Here is a 14,583-nt window from a genome sequence, read left to right as displayed (position 1 = left end):
ATGTTAGGTGAAATTAGGTTTATTTATGAGTTTAAATAATTTATTAAAAATAATTCATGATGGAGTAGTTGAAGGGGTATTCTTTGATAATAAAGAGGATATCCTTACACTATTTGTGAGAATAGATTGTGAGGTTAGATATGAATTAGTATTTAAAGGAGTTCTAGAATATAGGGTATTAGATTTTGGAAAACAAAATATTATTTCTAGAGTAATTAATTATCAAAAAGATAATTTTTGTCACGATGAAATATTTGAATTATTAAAATGGGTTTCTTCAAATTCTGATTCATTAACATATTGGTCGAATGATGAATTAAGAAAAATTGTCGAAAAAATTAAATCAAATGATTTAGCCCTACTTTATATGGAACCTAGTGCTGGTGCAGAAATTGTAATTTTATTTTTAGATTGTATTGTAAAAATGCGAAATTAATATAATACAGTTTATGTTAGATATTTGAAATTTTTCCTTTATCAAGGATTGACAATAACTGGATTGAATATCAAATAAATCCGTGGGCTTTGGGATGTAAGAAATGACTGTTTGCAGGCTTACTTATAAATGGGCAGAGAGCAGAAAATATTATGACTTTAATCCAGTTGGCTAAGCTTAATGGTCTGGATATGCCTATTTAATAGATGTACTTTCAAGATTACTGACTCATGAAATGAAAGATATTGAGGAATTATTGCTGTATAAATGGAATCCTGCTTGAATTTAAGTGAGGTTCAATGGAGGCTTACCAACCTGTACTAATTTATATTCCTTAAACACAAAAAACCGAGGTATTGAACCTCGGTTTCAGTTTAACGATGCTTGAAAAATAAATTACTTTTCAACAAAAGCGCGTTCAATCACGTAGTCGCCTAAAACGCCCATTTTAGGGGATTCTTTCAGGCCGTGTTGGTCAAGAAGCTCGACAACATCGTCAAGGAATGCTGGGCTACCACAAAGCATTGCGCGGTCAGTTTCAGGATTAAAACGTGGTAAGCCAATTTTTTCAAATAAGGCACCAGATTCAATCGCAGTGGTTACACGACCTTGGGTATGGAAATCTTCACGGGTTACGGTAGGGTAGTAAACCAATTTGTCTTTAATACCCAGCTCTTCAAAAAACTCGTTGTTTGGAAGTTCGTTGAGAATCAGGTCTTGGTAAGCCAATTCAGAAATAAAGCGTGTACCATGTACCACGATGACTTTCTCAAAACGCTCATAGGTTTCTGGATCACGAATCGTTGATAAGAATGGTGCTAGCCCTGTACCCGATGAAAGAAGGTATAAGTTTTTACCCGGATTCAAATCATCAAGCACTAAAGTACCTGTAGGTTTTTTAGAAATTAGAATTTCATCACCAACTTTTACTTTTTGCAAAATAGAAGTTAAAGGACCATCAGGCACTTTAATTGAGAAAAACTCTAATTCTTCTTCGTAGTTAGCGCTTGCAATAGAATATGCTCGCATTAAAGGCTTACCATTGACTTCAAGACCAATCATCACAAATTGACCATTTTTAAAACGTAATGCAGTATCACGTGTGGTCTTAAAACTGAATAGAGTGTCATTCCAGTGGTGTACGTGAGTAATCTTTTCGACGTTGAAAGCAGCCATTAAAGGTCTCAATAAATTATCAAATTAGAACAGCCTGCTATTCTAATCTAAAATCATTCTCGATAAACTGAATATATTTAATTGAACTTATCAGAAAAAATGATTATGACTGAGTTAAGTCTCCCGATTATTGGGATTATGCGTTCTCCTTATGTTGAAAAATTTGGTATTCCTCGACAACCAAATCTGGTTCAGGTGGAGTCTTTTATCGAAATGCATGCACCCTACAATGTCTTAGAAGCATTCGAGGGAATCGAGGAATTTAGTCATTTATGGTTGATCTGGCAGTTTCATGACAATAAAAATCAACAAGATAAAGATAAATTTCGTCCTCAAGTGAGACCGCCACGTTTAGGTGGAAATAAAAAAATTGGGGTATTTGCAACACGCAGTATGTATCGTCCAGCACCGATTGGTTTATCTGTAGTACAACTTAAAGCCGTCAAAAAAGAGGGGAATGCAGTTCGTGTATATGTGACAGGCAGTGACCTTTTAGATGGTACGCCGATTGTCGATATTAAACCTTATATTCATTATTCTGATGCTGTGGATGCTGCACAAAGTGGTTATGCCCAGCATGAGCCTGTTCGTAAACAGGTTATTTGGTCTGAGCATGCACAGCAATTAAAAAGTAAATTTCTTCAAACAACTGACTTGGACCCAAAATATATCGCTGAACTTGAGTCGGTACTGGCTTTAGATCCTCGACCAGCTTATCAGCATGATGATGCGCGTATTTATGGGATGCGTTTTGGGCAATTTAATATTAAATTTAGCTGTGCAGAAGAAGCGATCCTGATTCAGGGCATTGAGTCGTTCAATTATTGAAAACGTGATTCCATATCCTCCGTAAAATTTATGCGCTTTTGTCCGCTGTGATCGGAGCATCTCGGTTTAAAGAGCAGGATAGTAGCTACAATTACTCTAAAACGGCTGTCTTGGCAAACTGCAGCAAATCTTGTTGTGATTTCAGCAAAAGCCGTTGCTGTTCTGCGGCAATCCAGCCCAAAGCAAACCAGATTTGGGGTTCTGTTTTGACCATTTTTTTTAACACATCTTCAGCAACAATCAGGTCATTGTAGAGACCTAAACTTTCTTGAGCAGGCTTTATAGCTTTTAAATATTTTTTGACTTGGCTTTTATCCGATAATGATGCAACAAACTCAATACTATAACGCAAACGCTTTAAGTTTTTACGAGTACGGTGCCGTGCTTCGATGTCTAAATTTAAATAGTTTTCTGCGTCAGTTTGAATTTTGCGATGTAATTGTCTAACTTTTTTAAATGCTGCTTTATGTACAGCTATTTGAGATTTTTCACTTGATTCTTGGGCAATAAATTGAATTAGGGATAGGACCAAATAATTAAAATTAAAAGATCTAAACAGTTTGGTTAATTTTTGCGAATCAACATCTTGTGGTTCTGGAAGTTTAAACTTAGGTGCACCAGCAGCCTCAAGCTGAGGTAATAACTCCTCTCGAATCATATCTAAATCACGAGCCGAACCGAGTTGTCTAAATAGTTCGGTTAACTGTGTTTGCCAAGTGGGATCGATATGCAAAGACCAATTTGAAAAGGTTTTTAAAGCACTTCTTAAGCGACGAATTGCCACACGTGCCTGATGAATATGTTTGGAATTAAAGTTTCCAGATGCAATTGCTGTAGTGTTGGGGAGTAGATGCGATAAGCAATTATTCATGATCTTTTTTAATGCATTCTCAGGGTGATCCTTTGAATCAAGAACAAGTGGCGTTTGCAACTGTACGGGATTGTCTGGAACGTTTTGTGCAAGCTGAAAACCTTGCTGTGCTTTGCTACGGGTATCAAGCCATAAGTTATAGCGTTTCATCCGAGGTAAGATAAAAGAAATGAGATCTTGAACAGTGCCTTGTTTCAGTTCAAATTCTAATTCACGTAATGCGAGACGCTGTTGATGGGCGATGATATGACCATGATCATAACTGACTTCAATTTCACTATTTTGAAATTTAAATAAGCTGAGCTTTCTTTCGATGTCTGTTTGAAACTGAACTTCTAATCCGTCTTTATGTTGCTCTAATAAGTGTTTAATATTTTTAGCAATATGCTTATTGCTGAGATAATTTTTTAGATCTAATTCTGTTTCCGCGCTTTCGATATTTTCCTCAAATTCAGCACGTTTAAGCCTTTGTTCTGTTGGAAGTTTGAGGGTTTGTACCCATTGCTGCTTTTCTTGATCATCTTCAAGGCGTTGACGAAGTGAAATGGAATGTTCAGACAAAATAAATTGTGCCGTATCATAGTATTTGGCTTGTAAGTGCTGAATATTGGTATCTTTTCTTTGAAACGCTTTAATAAGCATTTCTTGCTTTTCTTCAGGTATTTGGAATTTCAATTCAATTTCAAACATGCTTATCGTTCCATTCTTATTACTTATTCTCTCGATTTTAATCCGATAAATTGTTTTTTTTGAGTTTTTAATGAATGATTACAAATTCGCAACGTGAATACTCAAGCGACTACAAATATTCAATTTTATGCAGTATTTAAAGAGATGATTTTATTCAATAAAACCATCTCTTGTTGTTGCTGATTTATTTTAAAAACTTACGGCTGACCAAGAACTGTTCCGTCGCTTCAAGCAATTTTTCTGCATAAGCTTCTTGTTTTGCGGTAAGCCAGCCTAAGGCAAACCAATCACTGGCTTCTAAGTCAGTTTGTTGTAGGTAAGATGATGATGAAGCAAGCACTTGATATTGCTCACATGCTTGTTGAGCATCATTTAAAGATTTCGCATATTTCTGCAAGTTTTTAACATCATAGATATTGGTTAGGATCGGAAAGCTAAATTTTAATTCATTTAAATGCTGAGCCAGCGCTTCTAGACTTTCAAGGTCAGATAGATCGGCTTCATTTAAACTTTCTTGTAACTGTCGATACTGATTTTGCAATGTATTTTGCGCAAACCATTTTAAGTCATGGGTTGGCGCTTTCGCAGACTGTCCTAAACTGAACATGAGTAATTCTAAATAGTGCTGCACATTTTGAGTTGATTTGACCAAATTGATGAGTTTTTCATTGGCATACAAAATATCCCGATCTAAACTTTGCGCCGTTTTCGGATTTTGCAGTAAAGCACCTAATGTGCGTTGCATATGTTCAAAATGCTGTAAGTTTTTAAAGTGACTCTCAAACGCTGAAAGTTGATGTGACCATTTATCCGTTTTGGTATCTGTCCAATCTTTAAACAGAGAAAGACTTAAATGTAAATGGTGTAGGGCAGTCTGTGCTTGAATAATATGTTCAGGCTGGGCAACCTGTGCAGAAATCGCAGCAATATTGGGCAATAAATGCTGTAATTGACTGGCAATAAGCACCCGTAAATTTTTATCTGCAGTGTCTTTTTTATTTAAAATGGTTTCTTTGCTGAGCTGTGCTGGACTGACTTTTTGATCCACAGTCAATAAGTGTCCAAACTCAGCTTTACTACGTACATCGAGCCATAAGTGATACTTTTTAACCCATTCAAAACTAAAGGCTAAAAGTGATTGAATTGAGCCACTTTTTAACTCAAATTCTACTTCATGAATTTCTTGTTTGGAGGTTTCAGTTCTAACTTCACCAATATCGAGGCTGATTTCAATTTCAGCATCTTCAAACTGAATCACACGGATGGTACGTTGGATGTCAGTTTCAAATTGTAATTGAAGTTCGTCAAATTTATCCCCCAATGCATTTTTTAAAACAGCAAGTGCTTCGGGTTTATTCTGGTAAATATCAAGATCTAAATGTGGGGCTTCAGCAAGTTCACCTAAATCAATATTGTCTTCAAAGCGTTGTAAATGGCTTTTGGTGGCGGCTTTTAATGTTTGTACCCAACGCGTTCCTTCTAATCGTTGACGTAGTGCAGCGCCGTGTTGGGACATCTGACGATCAGGTGTGTCGTAGTATTTTGCTTGTAATTGAATAATTTGGGATTTTTTAGGATCTAATGCTTTGAGGAGTGCATTGCGGCGGGCTTCCGGAATTTGAAACTTTAATTCAACTTCAAGCATGTGAGGGTCCTAAGTGTTAATCATGGTTATTAGAGAGTTAAACATTCTTGAATGTTTAATCTGGCATTGTAACTTAAAATGTGTCATGAGAAGACTTGTATAGCATGCCATTTGAGTATTTTTTACCGCTATATCGTTACTAATTAAATATTTAGAATGACAAAATTTCCTATTTCGTGACTTGTATGGTCTAGGCAATACTTGAAGTCGCAAATATAGATGAATTGTCAACAGACTTGATATTGAATTTGGCTGTTATTGCAGCATAAAATAAACTAAGCTGATTAAAAATAAAACAGGATGATTGATCATGAACGCGTATGTTGAGCCTAAATCGGAATTAGAGCAAAACCCGAAGTTTGAATTACCAATTAAAAACTATTCAGAATTTTATCGTTTTTATTTAACTGAACACCGTAGCATGATGAGTCGCCGTTTGCATGCGGCTGGAAGTAGTGTCGGTATTTATTTCTTTAGCAAAGCAATTCGTCAACGTAAAGCAAAATACGTGGTCTATGGACTGCTTTCAGGCTATGCGTGTGCTTGGGTGGGGCATTTTGTATTTGAGAAAAATAAGCCAGCAAGTTTTAAGCAACCACTTTATAGTTTTATTTCTGACTGGCGTATGCTTTCCGATATTGTACGTGGCAATTTAAGTTTAAAAGACCGTAGTCTAGATAAAATTGAGAGCTAATCTTGTCAGTATGGTAATAAATTAAACAAAAAAGCTTAGAGATTTCTAAGCTTTTTTGTTTTTGTCACGTCTTCGCTGAGAAAACTTGCTTATAATCCATTTATTTGATTGTTTGAGAATACTGAATGCGCGGTCTTTACCTGATTACCAACGACGATCCAATCCAATTATTATTAGAAAAACTCGAAGCTGCTTTAAGCACTAAGCAAGTCGCTATTCTTCAGTATCGCCGTAAAAAAGTAGCTCAATCTGACCAAGCCAATGAAGTGAAGCAGATCAAGCAACTGTGTGAAAAGTATCAGACACCATTTTTGATTAATGATGATTTAGATTTAGCTGAACAATTTAGTTTAGGTGTTCATCTTGGGCAATCTGATGGTGAAATTTCAGATGCAGTGCAACGTTTACCACAAGGTGTCATCATTGGGCGGACTTGCTTAAACTCAATTGAGTTGGCTGAAAAAGCAATCGCTGAAGGGGCAAGCTATGTGGCCTTTGGCGCAATTTATGCAACATCGACCAAACCTGAAGCAGGTAATATTGGCCTAGCAACATTACAGCAGGCATCTGAAAAGTTTGATTTACCTATTTGTGCTATTGGCGGTTTAACAGTTGAAAATTCTCAAGCTGTGATTGAGGCTGGTGCTGACCTTTACGCTGTGATTAGTGATATATTAGCTTTATCAGTTGAAAATATTCCTGCCCGTATCGCAGCTTGGGCACAGTTATTTGCAGAAACTGCAAAATCTTAATTTGTATCGTGATTTTTTATATCATTTTGAAATTTTAGTATTCTACAGGATTGAGTCGATTTATGAGCCTATCTCCAAAACAAGAGCAATTGTTTAAACAAGCCAGTAAACATATTCCAGGTGGAGTGAATTCTCCAGTACGAGCGTTTAATGGGGTGGGTGGTACGCCAGTATTTATCGAAAAAGCCAAAGGTGCTTATTTATACGATGTCGATGGCAAGCGCTATGTGGACTATGTGGGTTCTTGGGGGCCGATGATTTTAGGTCATGCACACCCCGATATTATCCAAGCTGTACAAGAAGCAGCAGTTGATGGTTTAAGCTTTGGTGCACCGACAGTACATGAAACCACACTGGCTGATTTGATCTGTGAAATCATGCCATCAATTGAATTGGTTCGTATGACCAACTCAGGTACTGAAGCAACCATGACGGCTATTCGTTTGGCGCGTGGTTATACAGGTCGTGACATGATTGTGAAATTTGAAGGTTGCTATCACGGACATTCAGATTCTTTATTGGTTAAAGCGGGTTCAGGCATGTTGACCATGGGTGAGCCAACATCAAAGGGTGTACCTGCTGATTTTGCCAAGCATACGGTGACCTTGCCATATAATGATATTGAAGCTGTTAAAGCTTGTTTTGCGAAATATGGTCAAGAGATTGCAGGGGTAATTGTTGAACCTGTTGCTGGAAATATGAATCTGGTTAAACCAATCAAAGGTTTCTTAGAAACGATTCGTGAGCAATGTGATCAATACAAATCAGTATTTATTATTGATGAAGTGATGACAGGTTTCCGTGTAGCACTCGGTGGTGCGCAAGCATATTATAATGTAAAACCTGATTTAACGACTTTGGGTAAAATCATTGGTGCTGGATTACCAGTCGGTGCATTTGGTGGAAAACGTGAAATCATGGAATGTATCGCGCCTTTAGGTGGGGTTTACCAAGCAGGAACTTTGTCGGGTAATCCATTGGCTATGCGAGCAGGGATCAAAATGTTTGAAACCCTTCGCCAACCGAACTTCTACACTGATTTGTCTGCAAAATTAGATCAATTATTACAGGGTCTACAAGCGGCTGCGGATGAAGCTGGAATCCCATTCTTTACTCAACAAGCTGGTGGTTTGTTCGGCCTTTACTTTACTGATCAAACCGAAATTAGTAGTTTTGACCATATTTTAAAATGCGACATTGAAGCATTCCGTAAATTCTTCCACGGGATGTTAAATCGTGGTGTAAACCTTGCTCCATCTGCATTTGAGGCAGGCTTTATTTCAGCTGCACACAGTGATGAAGATATTCAGTTTACCATTGATATGGCTAAACAAGTCTTTGCTGAAATGCAAGCTTAAGGGGATTTAAGGCCGCTTCGATTGCTTGAATAAATGAGCAGAATGGACAGTCTTTTTGAATCAAGTTTGATTTAGAATAAAAGCCTGTAGTCTAAAGGACTACAGGCTTTTTTGTGATTTTAGACATTATAATTCAGGAAGAAAATATGCAAACCAAACACTATTTAACCTTATCTGATGCAGAGTTTTTATTGAATAAAGCACATCAATATGCAATTGATCATGCTTTTAATGTCAGTATTGCTATCGTTGATGAAACGGGCAATTTATTGGCAATGAAGCGTATGGACGGCGCTTCTGCATTGACGTCGAAATTCTGTTTGGACAAAGCCAGATGCTCTGCATTAAGTCGTAGACCGTCAGGATCATATGAGACCCTTATCAAAAATGGTCAAATGGGATTTTTAACCATGCAGAGCGGCTCAGGGATGTTGGAAGGTGGTGAGCCTATTTTGTATCAAGGTCAGTTGGTTGGTGCAGTGGGTATTTCAGGAGTGAAATCATTTGAAGATGCTGAAATTGCACGACATGCAATTCAAGCCTTTCTTGCTCAATGTAATTAAACTTCTATAGTTAAAAAATTATGTGTATAAGTAAAATCAGTAAATAAGTTTGAAGAGGTGTTTAAGTAAACACCTCTTTTATCTTGTAAAATTACAAACGATAGAATTGTTTGGCATTATGGTGGAAGATATTTTCCAGTTCATTTTCATCATATTGCATCACAATATCACTAAACGCATCAATGATATTCACCAGACTGGTATTGACTCGATCCATTGGGAAATTGGAAGCAAACATCACCCGATAGGTGCCAAAACTTTCTAAAGCATGCAGAATCAGTGGTGCAACAAGATCAATGATTTGTTGTTTAGAAGCCAGTTGTTTTTTCTTATAAAATTGATGACCAAGCACTGGCATAAATAGACCAGACATTTTGGTATATACATTTGGATAAGCGGATAATTCAGCAATAGCGTCTTGCCACTGATAAAAAATATTTTCACGCGCTGTTTTAGACAAGCCTGTATTTTGTCCAATTTTACCAAACAGACCTGCTGGTGTACCAAAGTGGTCTAAAACAATCGAGGTTTCTGGGAACTTTTTTGCCAGCTCAATTACATCGGGAATTTGATGAGAATACACCCAAGCATCAAAACTCAGATTATGTTGCGCGAGTTGTTCAAAGCCTTTTAAGAACTTTTTCTCGGTATACAGGTGCGGGATATCTGTCCAATTATGCACGCCTTTATCTTCATGAAAGGCAGCCATGCGGCGTATACCGCGCAAACGTTTAGATGCTTTTTGGTGTAACTTTAAAATCTTCTTGAAATTAGGATCACAAGGGTCTGCGGTAGCCACGATGCCACCGAGCTTTACGGTGTTTTCATTAAAGGGTAAGGATTCAATAAATTCTGTTTCACCTACGACACCTTTGCCTTTATTTTTTGCCCAACTGGCTTCAATATGCACCACTTGTTCGACCGTATATGAGCCAAGATCATGTTTATAGTCTTGTGGTAAATAGGGGCGGGTAATGTGTTCCGTCAGTCCAACCGTTTCAATCAAATCTTTGGTTTTGACTAAACGCACCATTTTATCGAGTAGGAATGGGCGCTTGCCCAAAAGCTTTACCGCAAATGCTGCTGCATGAGGGGTGTTGTAGGGATCCCACTGGTGAATATGTGGGTCAATGATTGGAAAATTCAAATCTTGCATATAACGTCCAAATTGTTATTTATTATCAAAATACAATACATGAATTTTATAAAAGGTGAATATTGTCACTTGGTAAATTTATGGGATAAGGTCATTGGGAGAATCAGTTGATTTTATTGTTTTAGGGATGACTGCCGAAAGATTGTTATAAAAAAATAACCTCATTGAAGAGGCTATTTTATCAATGCTTAGATCAATCTAAGATGATTTATCTCAATCAGTGTTGATGATCATGGCCATCTTGATCATGTTTGTGGGTATGAAAATCTTCGTTTTTACGGAAACGGAGATAATTTTCAAACTGCTCACAATACTCATCATAATTGTCTTCAAGCATCATTTGGAATTGTTGCAATATATAAGACATGACTTGTTCTTTGGCGTCACGCATTTCATCACCATCTTTAAAGGTGTTTGCAGCAACCCAGGTATTAAAACGTGCAGTAGCGAAGAGCATTGCTGAGCTGACTTGTCCACGAAGTTCTTCTGGCTTAGGTTGCTGTCCTTTCGCTGGGCGGCAAAACTCATTGGCTTGTTTGATAAACTCATCCGCACGCTCAAAAAAAACAGCATTTAAAGCTTCTTCTTCGGTGACATCAGTAGCATCGATTTTTTGAGACATGACTTTTCCACATAGCGTATTTCATTGGTGGGCTATTATAGGCAATCCAAGAGTTAAACGAAACGCTTTACTTCTTCTGTATCTGAATTTGCAAAATAGCTGTCAAAATTTTCTTGATATTCATCGAGATGATCTTCAAGCATGAGTTTAAATTGTTCCACATAATAGTCTAAGATGACTTGGCGATCCGCTTTAAAATCTGGTGCTTGATTGTAGGCACAAGCTGCATGCCAAATACTATAACGGGCATTGGCATACATAAATGAAGCACTGATCTTTCCAGGATGTGCTGTTAGGTGTGAAACTTGTTGATTTTGATCTGCAAATTGATTGGCGAGAGCAATAAATTCATCAGCACGCTCATAAAAGTATTCGTCAGATTCAACTTCTTCAGTTTCTTCAAAAAAATCATTATTTTCGGACATTATCATTCCTTTTCATAGACTTGTTTCATTGATATAACTATAGCATACTCAAATAGCCTAAGCTTAATAAATACTCAAGGAGTAGATAATGCAAGATGCGATTGCCATACAAAGCTTGAAAAGTGATATTGCATTATTACGCCAAAATATTTGGCCGCCTGTAGACTTGAGCAATGTTGAAGGTTTGCCAATTTATTATGGAACCCAATCCGCAGTAGAGGCTTACTATAAACAGTGGCTTGGGTTGCTAGAAAGGGCACAAATCTTGTATCAACCTTTTATGCAGGATGAGGCTTTAGATGTGGCTCAATTACCCAGCCATTTAAATTTACCTTTGTTCTTTTTTCATGTAGATCGGATTCGAATTAATAAAACCCGTGCCAAAGAATCAAAAACTTTTCGTGGGATTGCTTCACTGGTTGAAAAATGTGGGCAATTTGAACCCAGCCAAATTAAAAATATGTCGCAGTGGTTAAACAGTGATGATACCGCAGCCTTGGTTGCGCATCGTGAATTCATTGATTTAAGAACCTATATTTTTCAGTTTGGACAAAGTGAATATACGAGAACACGATTTTATGTGAATGGTTTAGTGCTGAGCACTGAAAAAGATTTTGAATTGGTCGATGCCCGTGATAAGCCGCGCAAGCCACGTAATGATAGCTATGCTGATCCTTTAGCGGATAACAATCTCTGGAAAGTATTTGGCAAATATCGTTAGGCTGTTGTGAAATAGACGGTTGTAGATTTTGTAAAATAGGCTGTGATTTTTAACTTTGTTGTTTTTCTAGCTACAAAATGAAACAAGTAAATTATTTTAAGCACTGACTAAAAATAAGATTTAGTCAGTGCTATATAAAAGAATATCTTTTATTTTACAGCATCAATTGCAGCACTTGCTGTTTTGTTGAACAGCGTACATTCTGACTTTAAGCCATTTAGATAAGCTTCTGCTAACTGAGCATTTATACTGTTTTTACCAAACTCAGCAACAGCATCTTGATAATCTCGTTCATATTGCTTAATTTGGCTTGCAAGTATGTCATATTCACCCGCAGTGTAATAGTTTGCAGGGTAATAGTCAGAGCCGATTTTAGCTACGGCATCAACCGATGTATTCAATTGCATGTCTCGGGATAAATCTAAGTTGAATTTTCCTAGTGTCGTTGAAATATAACCATCTTTAAAATATTTTGATGGGTTGTAATTATTCAGACGATTGTCTGAATAAAGATCAGCGAAGTTTGTATTTGTTGAAGAGGAAATTGATCTTAAACACGTTGATCCAGATGGGAATGTTTTGCCTTTAAGTTTTTGCACATAATATGAAGAATAAGCGCCAACTATTGAGCTAAGCGCAATATTTGAGCCAGCATAATGCTCAAATCCATTGATATATGGACTAATTGCTTTGCCTGTTAAGTTGACTGTTTCAAATTTTTCAGTTAATTCCAATTGGTTATAGTTACGTGATGAATAGGGTGTAAATGTCCAAACTGTCGCTGTTTTCGATTTCAATGTTGCATATTGATAGCCCAAATCAGTTTTACTTTTAGGCGCGTCATAGAGCCCATCTGTTGCTAAATAATCACTTAAAAGATCAGATGAAAGGAACTGTGTTGAACCATCAACGTTATATTCACCATTGATGTACATCTGCTTATTGTTAAAGCTAAACTTTACTTTAGTAAAGAGGTTAATGTCTTGAGTTGAACCGCCAGTTTCATATCCAAACCATTCAGATTCGTTGTTTGTTGTATAATCCCCAGCATCTGAATCACCTCCACATGCGGTTAAAAATAATGAAGAAATGATGGTAAAAGACAGTAATTTAATTTTCATGAATTATTCCAAATTATAAAATATTAAAATTTATGAGTATAAAATTCTCGCTGTCATCATATTTAAACATTTTAATTTTTCAATGTTTTTTTGATGAAAAGTTAAAATTCTGTTAATTTTTATAATTATATATTGATCGAAAGCTTAAAATGATTTTGTTGATCTCAATTTCATCCTCGCAAAAAAAAAGTGCTTTTAATATTGAAGAACCCAAACAAAAACGATGATAAACATTGTCATATGCAAAATTTGAATTGGAGCAAAGATCAAGGCATAGCGGCTGCCACCACTTAAAAATGCATTTATCGATTTCGCAATGGCATGTGCTGCTAAACCTAAAACAAAGGCGAGAGATAAGATGTGATTACTCGGTTCTCCCTGAATGACAATCGTGGCCAAAGCACCATGAATTTCAAATAATGAGGCCAAAAGCGTACCTGCAATTAAACCCGCATCGCCCAATAAAAGATTTAACCCATATACACCCGCCTGAATCAAGGTCAAAGACACTGCAATAATGGCTGCTTCTTTTAGACTAAACATACGACTATCTACAAGCTGATTATTTTCAATCGGTTGTGTATGACGCATAAACCATAAGGCAAAAATGGTCAGGATCGCGATAGCGATTAGGCTGGGCAGTACAATGAGTTTGAACCATGTAATACTGACACCAATCACAATAATCATGAGTTGTAGTAGGGTTGCCACGCAAGACATTAATGCTGCCCCTGCATTGGCTTTGGCATCTGCACGTCCATTTCGGACTTCTAATCCTAAGCTGGCAATGGTTGCGGTACTGGAAACAAAACCAGAAGCAAGCGAAGACAACAGCATGGCATTTTTTGATGACAATAATCGTTTGGCAATATGTGCAAGTGCTTGCACCGCCAAAATTAAGGTGAGTAATTTTAAAATAACATAGGGGTTAAGCACAGCACCCCATAAAGCTTTGTTTGGTGTCAGTGGCAATGCAATTAATAACAATGCCAGTAAGAAAATTCCATCTTTAAATTCAGATTCTGTAATCCATTTCCCGGCAATGCCATGCATAGAATGTTTAGTCATCAACAAGACGGTGAGGATGACCGATAAACCTGCGGCAAAAGAAATATTCCAAACGCACATTCCACCGATAAAATAAGTGAGGATAAATGCAATTTCAGTGGTTACACCAGGATCATCAGTTTGATTCTTTAAAGAATAAATGACGATACCACCTGTAATGAATGCACCCGCAATGCCAAAATAGGGACCAAACAAAAAGCAAACAGCGCCAAGTAAAGCGCAAATGGCAAATGACCTTAAACCCGCAAAACTATTTTGATTTTCACGTTGCTGACTTCGTTCACGTTCAAGACCGATAAGTAGACCACAACCCAATGCAGCCGCAATGATGGTGAGGAAATCGGTATATGAGCCAAATGAAAATGGATAGAGCGATATAAAATTCATAGTGCTCTCCAAATAAGACCATGAATTAATAGAATGATTTCAATGTATCGCAAAGTTTTAGAAAAACAAA

15 protein-coding genes and 1 pseudogene are annotated in these 14,583 nt (G+C 37.0%); 8 read left to right on the top strand and 8 right to left on the bottom strand.

The window, feature by feature from the left end; all coding sequences use genetic code 11:
• Positions 1-25: 25 nt before the first annotated feature.
• The gene (locus tag FY049_RS13530; RefSeq protein ID WP_446083843.1) at positions 26-436 is read left to right on the top strand and encodes a hypothetical protein; all 411 of its coding nucleotides are present in this window, start codon (positions 26-28) and stop codon (positions 434-436) included.
• A gap of 47 nt (positions 437-483) precedes the next feature.
• Positions 484-719, top strand: a pseudogene (locus tag FY049_RS13525) (transposase domain-containing protein); the annotation flags it as partial.
• A gap of 113 nt (positions 720-832) precedes the next feature.
• Here FY049_RS13525 and FY049_RS13520 read toward each other — a convergent pair.
• On the bottom strand, positions 833-1,612 hold the full coding sequence (locus FY049_RS13520; protein WP_004721908.1) for a ferredoxin--NADP reductase: 780 nt from the start codon (positions 1,610-1,612) through the stop codon (positions 833-835).
• Positions 1,613-1,711: 99 nt separating this feature from the next.
• Between FY049_RS13520 and tsaA the strand changes: the two genes are divergently transcribed.
• On the top strand, positions 1,712-2,440 hold the full coding sequence (tsaA, locus tag FY049_RS13515; protein ID WP_446083842.1) for a tRNA (N6-threonylcarbamoyladenosine(37)-N6)-methyltransferase TrmO: 729 nt from the start codon (positions 1,712-1,714) through the stop codon (positions 2,438-2,440).
• A 91-nt stretch (positions 2,441-2,531) separates the two neighbouring features.
• Here the strand turns inward: tsaA and FY049_RS13510 are convergent, their stop codons facing one another.
• Both FY049_RS13510 and FY049_RS13505 read right to left on the bottom strand, forming a co-directional pair.
• Entirely contained in the window at positions 2,532-4,001 is a 1,470-nt protein-coding gene (locus FY049_RS13510) for a CYTH and CHAD domain-containing protein (RefSeq protein ID WP_446083841.1), read from the bottom strand.
• A 184-nt stretch (positions 4,002-4,185) separates the two neighbouring features.
• On the bottom strand, positions 4,186-5,646 hold the full coding sequence (locus FY049_RS13505; RefSeq protein WP_303576470.1) for a CYTH domain-containing protein: 1,461 nt from the start codon (positions 5,644-5,646) through the stop codon (positions 4,186-4,188).
• Between the two features lie 310 nt (positions 5,647-5,956).
• Here FY049_RS13505 and FY049_RS13500 point away from each other — a divergent pair, with 310 nt between their 5' ends.
• From FY049_RS13500 to FY049_RS13485, 4 genes are all read left to right on the top strand, one after another.
• The gene (locus FY049_RS13500) at positions 5,957-6,340 is read left to right on the top strand and encodes a DUF962 domain-containing protein (protein WP_004721901.1); all 384 of its coding nucleotides are present in this window, start codon (positions 5,957-5,959) and stop codon (positions 6,338-6,340) included.
• A gap of 125 nt (positions 6,341-6,465) precedes the next feature.
• On the top strand, positions 6,466-7,092 hold the full coding sequence (gene thiE, locus FY049_RS13495; protein WP_446083840.1) for a thiamine phosphate synthase: 627 nt from the start codon (positions 6,466-6,468) through the stop codon (positions 7,090-7,092).
• A gap of 62 nt (positions 7,093-7,154) precedes the next feature.
• Positions 7,155-8,450, top strand: coding sequence for a glutamate-1-semialdehyde 2,1-aminomutase (gene hemL, locus FY049_RS13490; RefSeq protein ID WP_004721899.1), 1,296 nt, complete (start codon positions 7,155-7,157; stop codon positions 8,448-8,450).
• Between the two features lie 146 nt (positions 8,451-8,596).
• Positions 8,597-9,013, top strand: a complete 417-nt coding sequence (locus tag FY049_RS13485) for a GlcG/HbpS family heme-binding protein (RefSeq protein ID WP_239046076.1) — start codon at positions 8,597-8,599, stop codon at positions 9,011-9,013.
• Positions 9,014-9,104: 91 nt separating this feature from the next.
• Here the strand turns inward: FY049_RS13485 and FY049_RS13480 are convergent, their stop codons facing one another.
• From FY049_RS13480 to FY049_RS13470, 3 genes are all read right to left on the bottom strand, one after another.
• A complete protein-coding gene (locus FY049_RS13480; protein WP_446083839.1) occupies positions 9,105-10,169 on the bottom strand; it encodes an amidohydrolase family protein in 1,065 nt (354 codons plus the stop codon).
• Between the two features lie 217 nt (positions 10,170-10,386).
• Positions 10,387-10,791, bottom strand: a complete 405-nt coding sequence (locus FY049_RS13475) for a DUF3144 domain-containing protein (protein WP_004721896.1) — start codon at positions 10,789-10,791, stop codon at positions 10,387-10,389.
• A gap of 53 nt (positions 10,792-10,844) precedes the next feature.
• Positions 10,845-11,216, bottom strand: a complete 372-nt coding sequence (locus FY049_RS13470) for a DUF3144 domain-containing protein (protein WP_056516013.1) — start codon at positions 11,214-11,216, stop codon at positions 10,845-10,847.
• An 88-nt stretch (positions 11,217-11,304) separates the two neighbouring features.
• Between FY049_RS13470 and FY049_RS13465 the strand changes: the two genes are divergently transcribed.
• Positions 11,305-11,937 carry a hypothetical protein gene (locus tag FY049_RS13465; RefSeq protein ID WP_446083838.1) on the top strand — a complete coding sequence of 211 codons (633 nt, stop codon included), beginning with the start codon at positions 11,305-11,307 and terminating at the stop codon, positions 11,935-11,937.
• Positions 11,938-12,086: 149 nt separating this feature from the next.
• Here FY049_RS13465 and FY049_RS13460 read toward each other — a convergent pair whose 3' ends face one another.
• Both FY049_RS13460 and FY049_RS13455 read right to left on the bottom strand, forming a co-directional pair.
• On the bottom strand, positions 12,087-13,058 hold the full coding sequence (locus FY049_RS13460) for a hypothetical protein (protein WP_446083837.1): 972 nt from the start codon (positions 13,056-13,058) through the stop codon (positions 12,087-12,089).
• A gap of 195 nt (positions 13,059-13,253) precedes the next feature.
• Entirely contained in the window at positions 13,254-14,513 is a 1,260-nt protein-coding gene (locus FY049_RS13455) for an MgtC/SapB family protein (RefSeq protein ID WP_151957023.1), read from the bottom strand.
• Positions 14,514-14,583 lie beyond the last annotated feature (70 nt).

It is taken from the genome of Acinetobacter sp. 1125_18A (genome assembly GCF_052824985.1).
The sequence above is the reverse complement of the archived record's forward strand: the minus strand, read 5'-3'. Positions and strand labels throughout refer to the sequence as shown.

Excerpts from the sequence above, each read along its gene's own strand:
- FY049_RS13465 (WP_446083838.1), top strand. The coding sequence starts at position 11,305 with ATGCAAGATGCGATTGCCATACAAAGCTTGAAAAGTGATATTGCATTA.
- FY049_RS13455 (WP_151957023.1), bottom strand. The coding sequence starts at position 14,513 with ATGAATTTTATATCGCTCTATCCATTTTCATTTGGCTCATATACCGAT.
- FY049_RS13480 (WP_446083839.1), bottom strand. The coding sequence starts at position 10,169 with ATGCAAGATTTGAATTTTCCAATCATTGACCCACATATTCACCAGTGG.
- tsaA (WP_446083842.1), top strand. The coding sequence starts at position 1,712 with ATGATTATGACTGAGTTAAGTCTCCCGATTATTGGGATTATGCGTTCT.
- thiE (WP_446083840.1), top strand. The coding sequence starts at position 6,466 with ATGCGCGGTCTTTACCTGATTACCAACGACGATCCAATCCAATTATTA.
- FY049_RS13510 (WP_446083841.1), bottom strand. The coding sequence starts at position 4,001 with ATGTTTGAAATTGAATTGAAATTCCAAATACCTGAAGAAAAGCAAGAA.
- FY049_RS13500 (WP_004721901.1), top strand. The coding sequence starts at position 5,957 with ATGAACGCGTATGTTGAGCCTAAATCGGAATTAGAGCAAAACCCGAAG.
- FY049_RS13520 (WP_004721908.1), bottom strand. The coding sequence starts at position 1,612 with ATGGCTGCTTTCAACGTCGAAAAGATTACTCACGTACACCACTGGAAT.
- FY049_RS13505 (WP_303576470.1), bottom strand. The coding sequence starts at position 5,646 with ATGCTTGAAGTTGAATTAAAGTTTCAAATTCCGGAAGCCCGCCGCAAT.
- hemL (WP_004721899.1), top strand. The coding sequence starts at position 7,155 with ATGAGCCTATCTCCAAAACAAGAGCAATTGTTTAAACAAGCCAGTAAA.
- FY049_RS13470 (WP_056516013.1), bottom strand. The coding sequence starts at position 11,216 with ATGTCCGAAAATAATGATTTTTTTGAAGAAACTGAAGAAGTTGAATCT.
- FY049_RS13485 (WP_239046076.1), top strand. The coding sequence starts at position 8,597 with ATGCAAACCAAACACTATTTAACCTTATCTGATGCAGAGTTTTTATTG.
- FY049_RS13475 (WP_004721896.1), bottom strand. The coding sequence starts at position 10,791 with ATGTCTCAAAAAATCGATGCTACTGATGTCACCGAAGAAGAAGCTTTA.
- FY049_RS13460 (WP_446083837.1), bottom strand. The coding sequence starts at position 13,058 with ATGAAAATTAAATTACTGTCTTTTACCATCATTTCTTCATTATTTTTA.
- FY049_RS13530 (WP_446083843.1), top strand. The coding sequence starts at position 26 with ATGAGTTTAAATAATTTATTAAAAATAATTCATGATGGAGTAGTTGAA.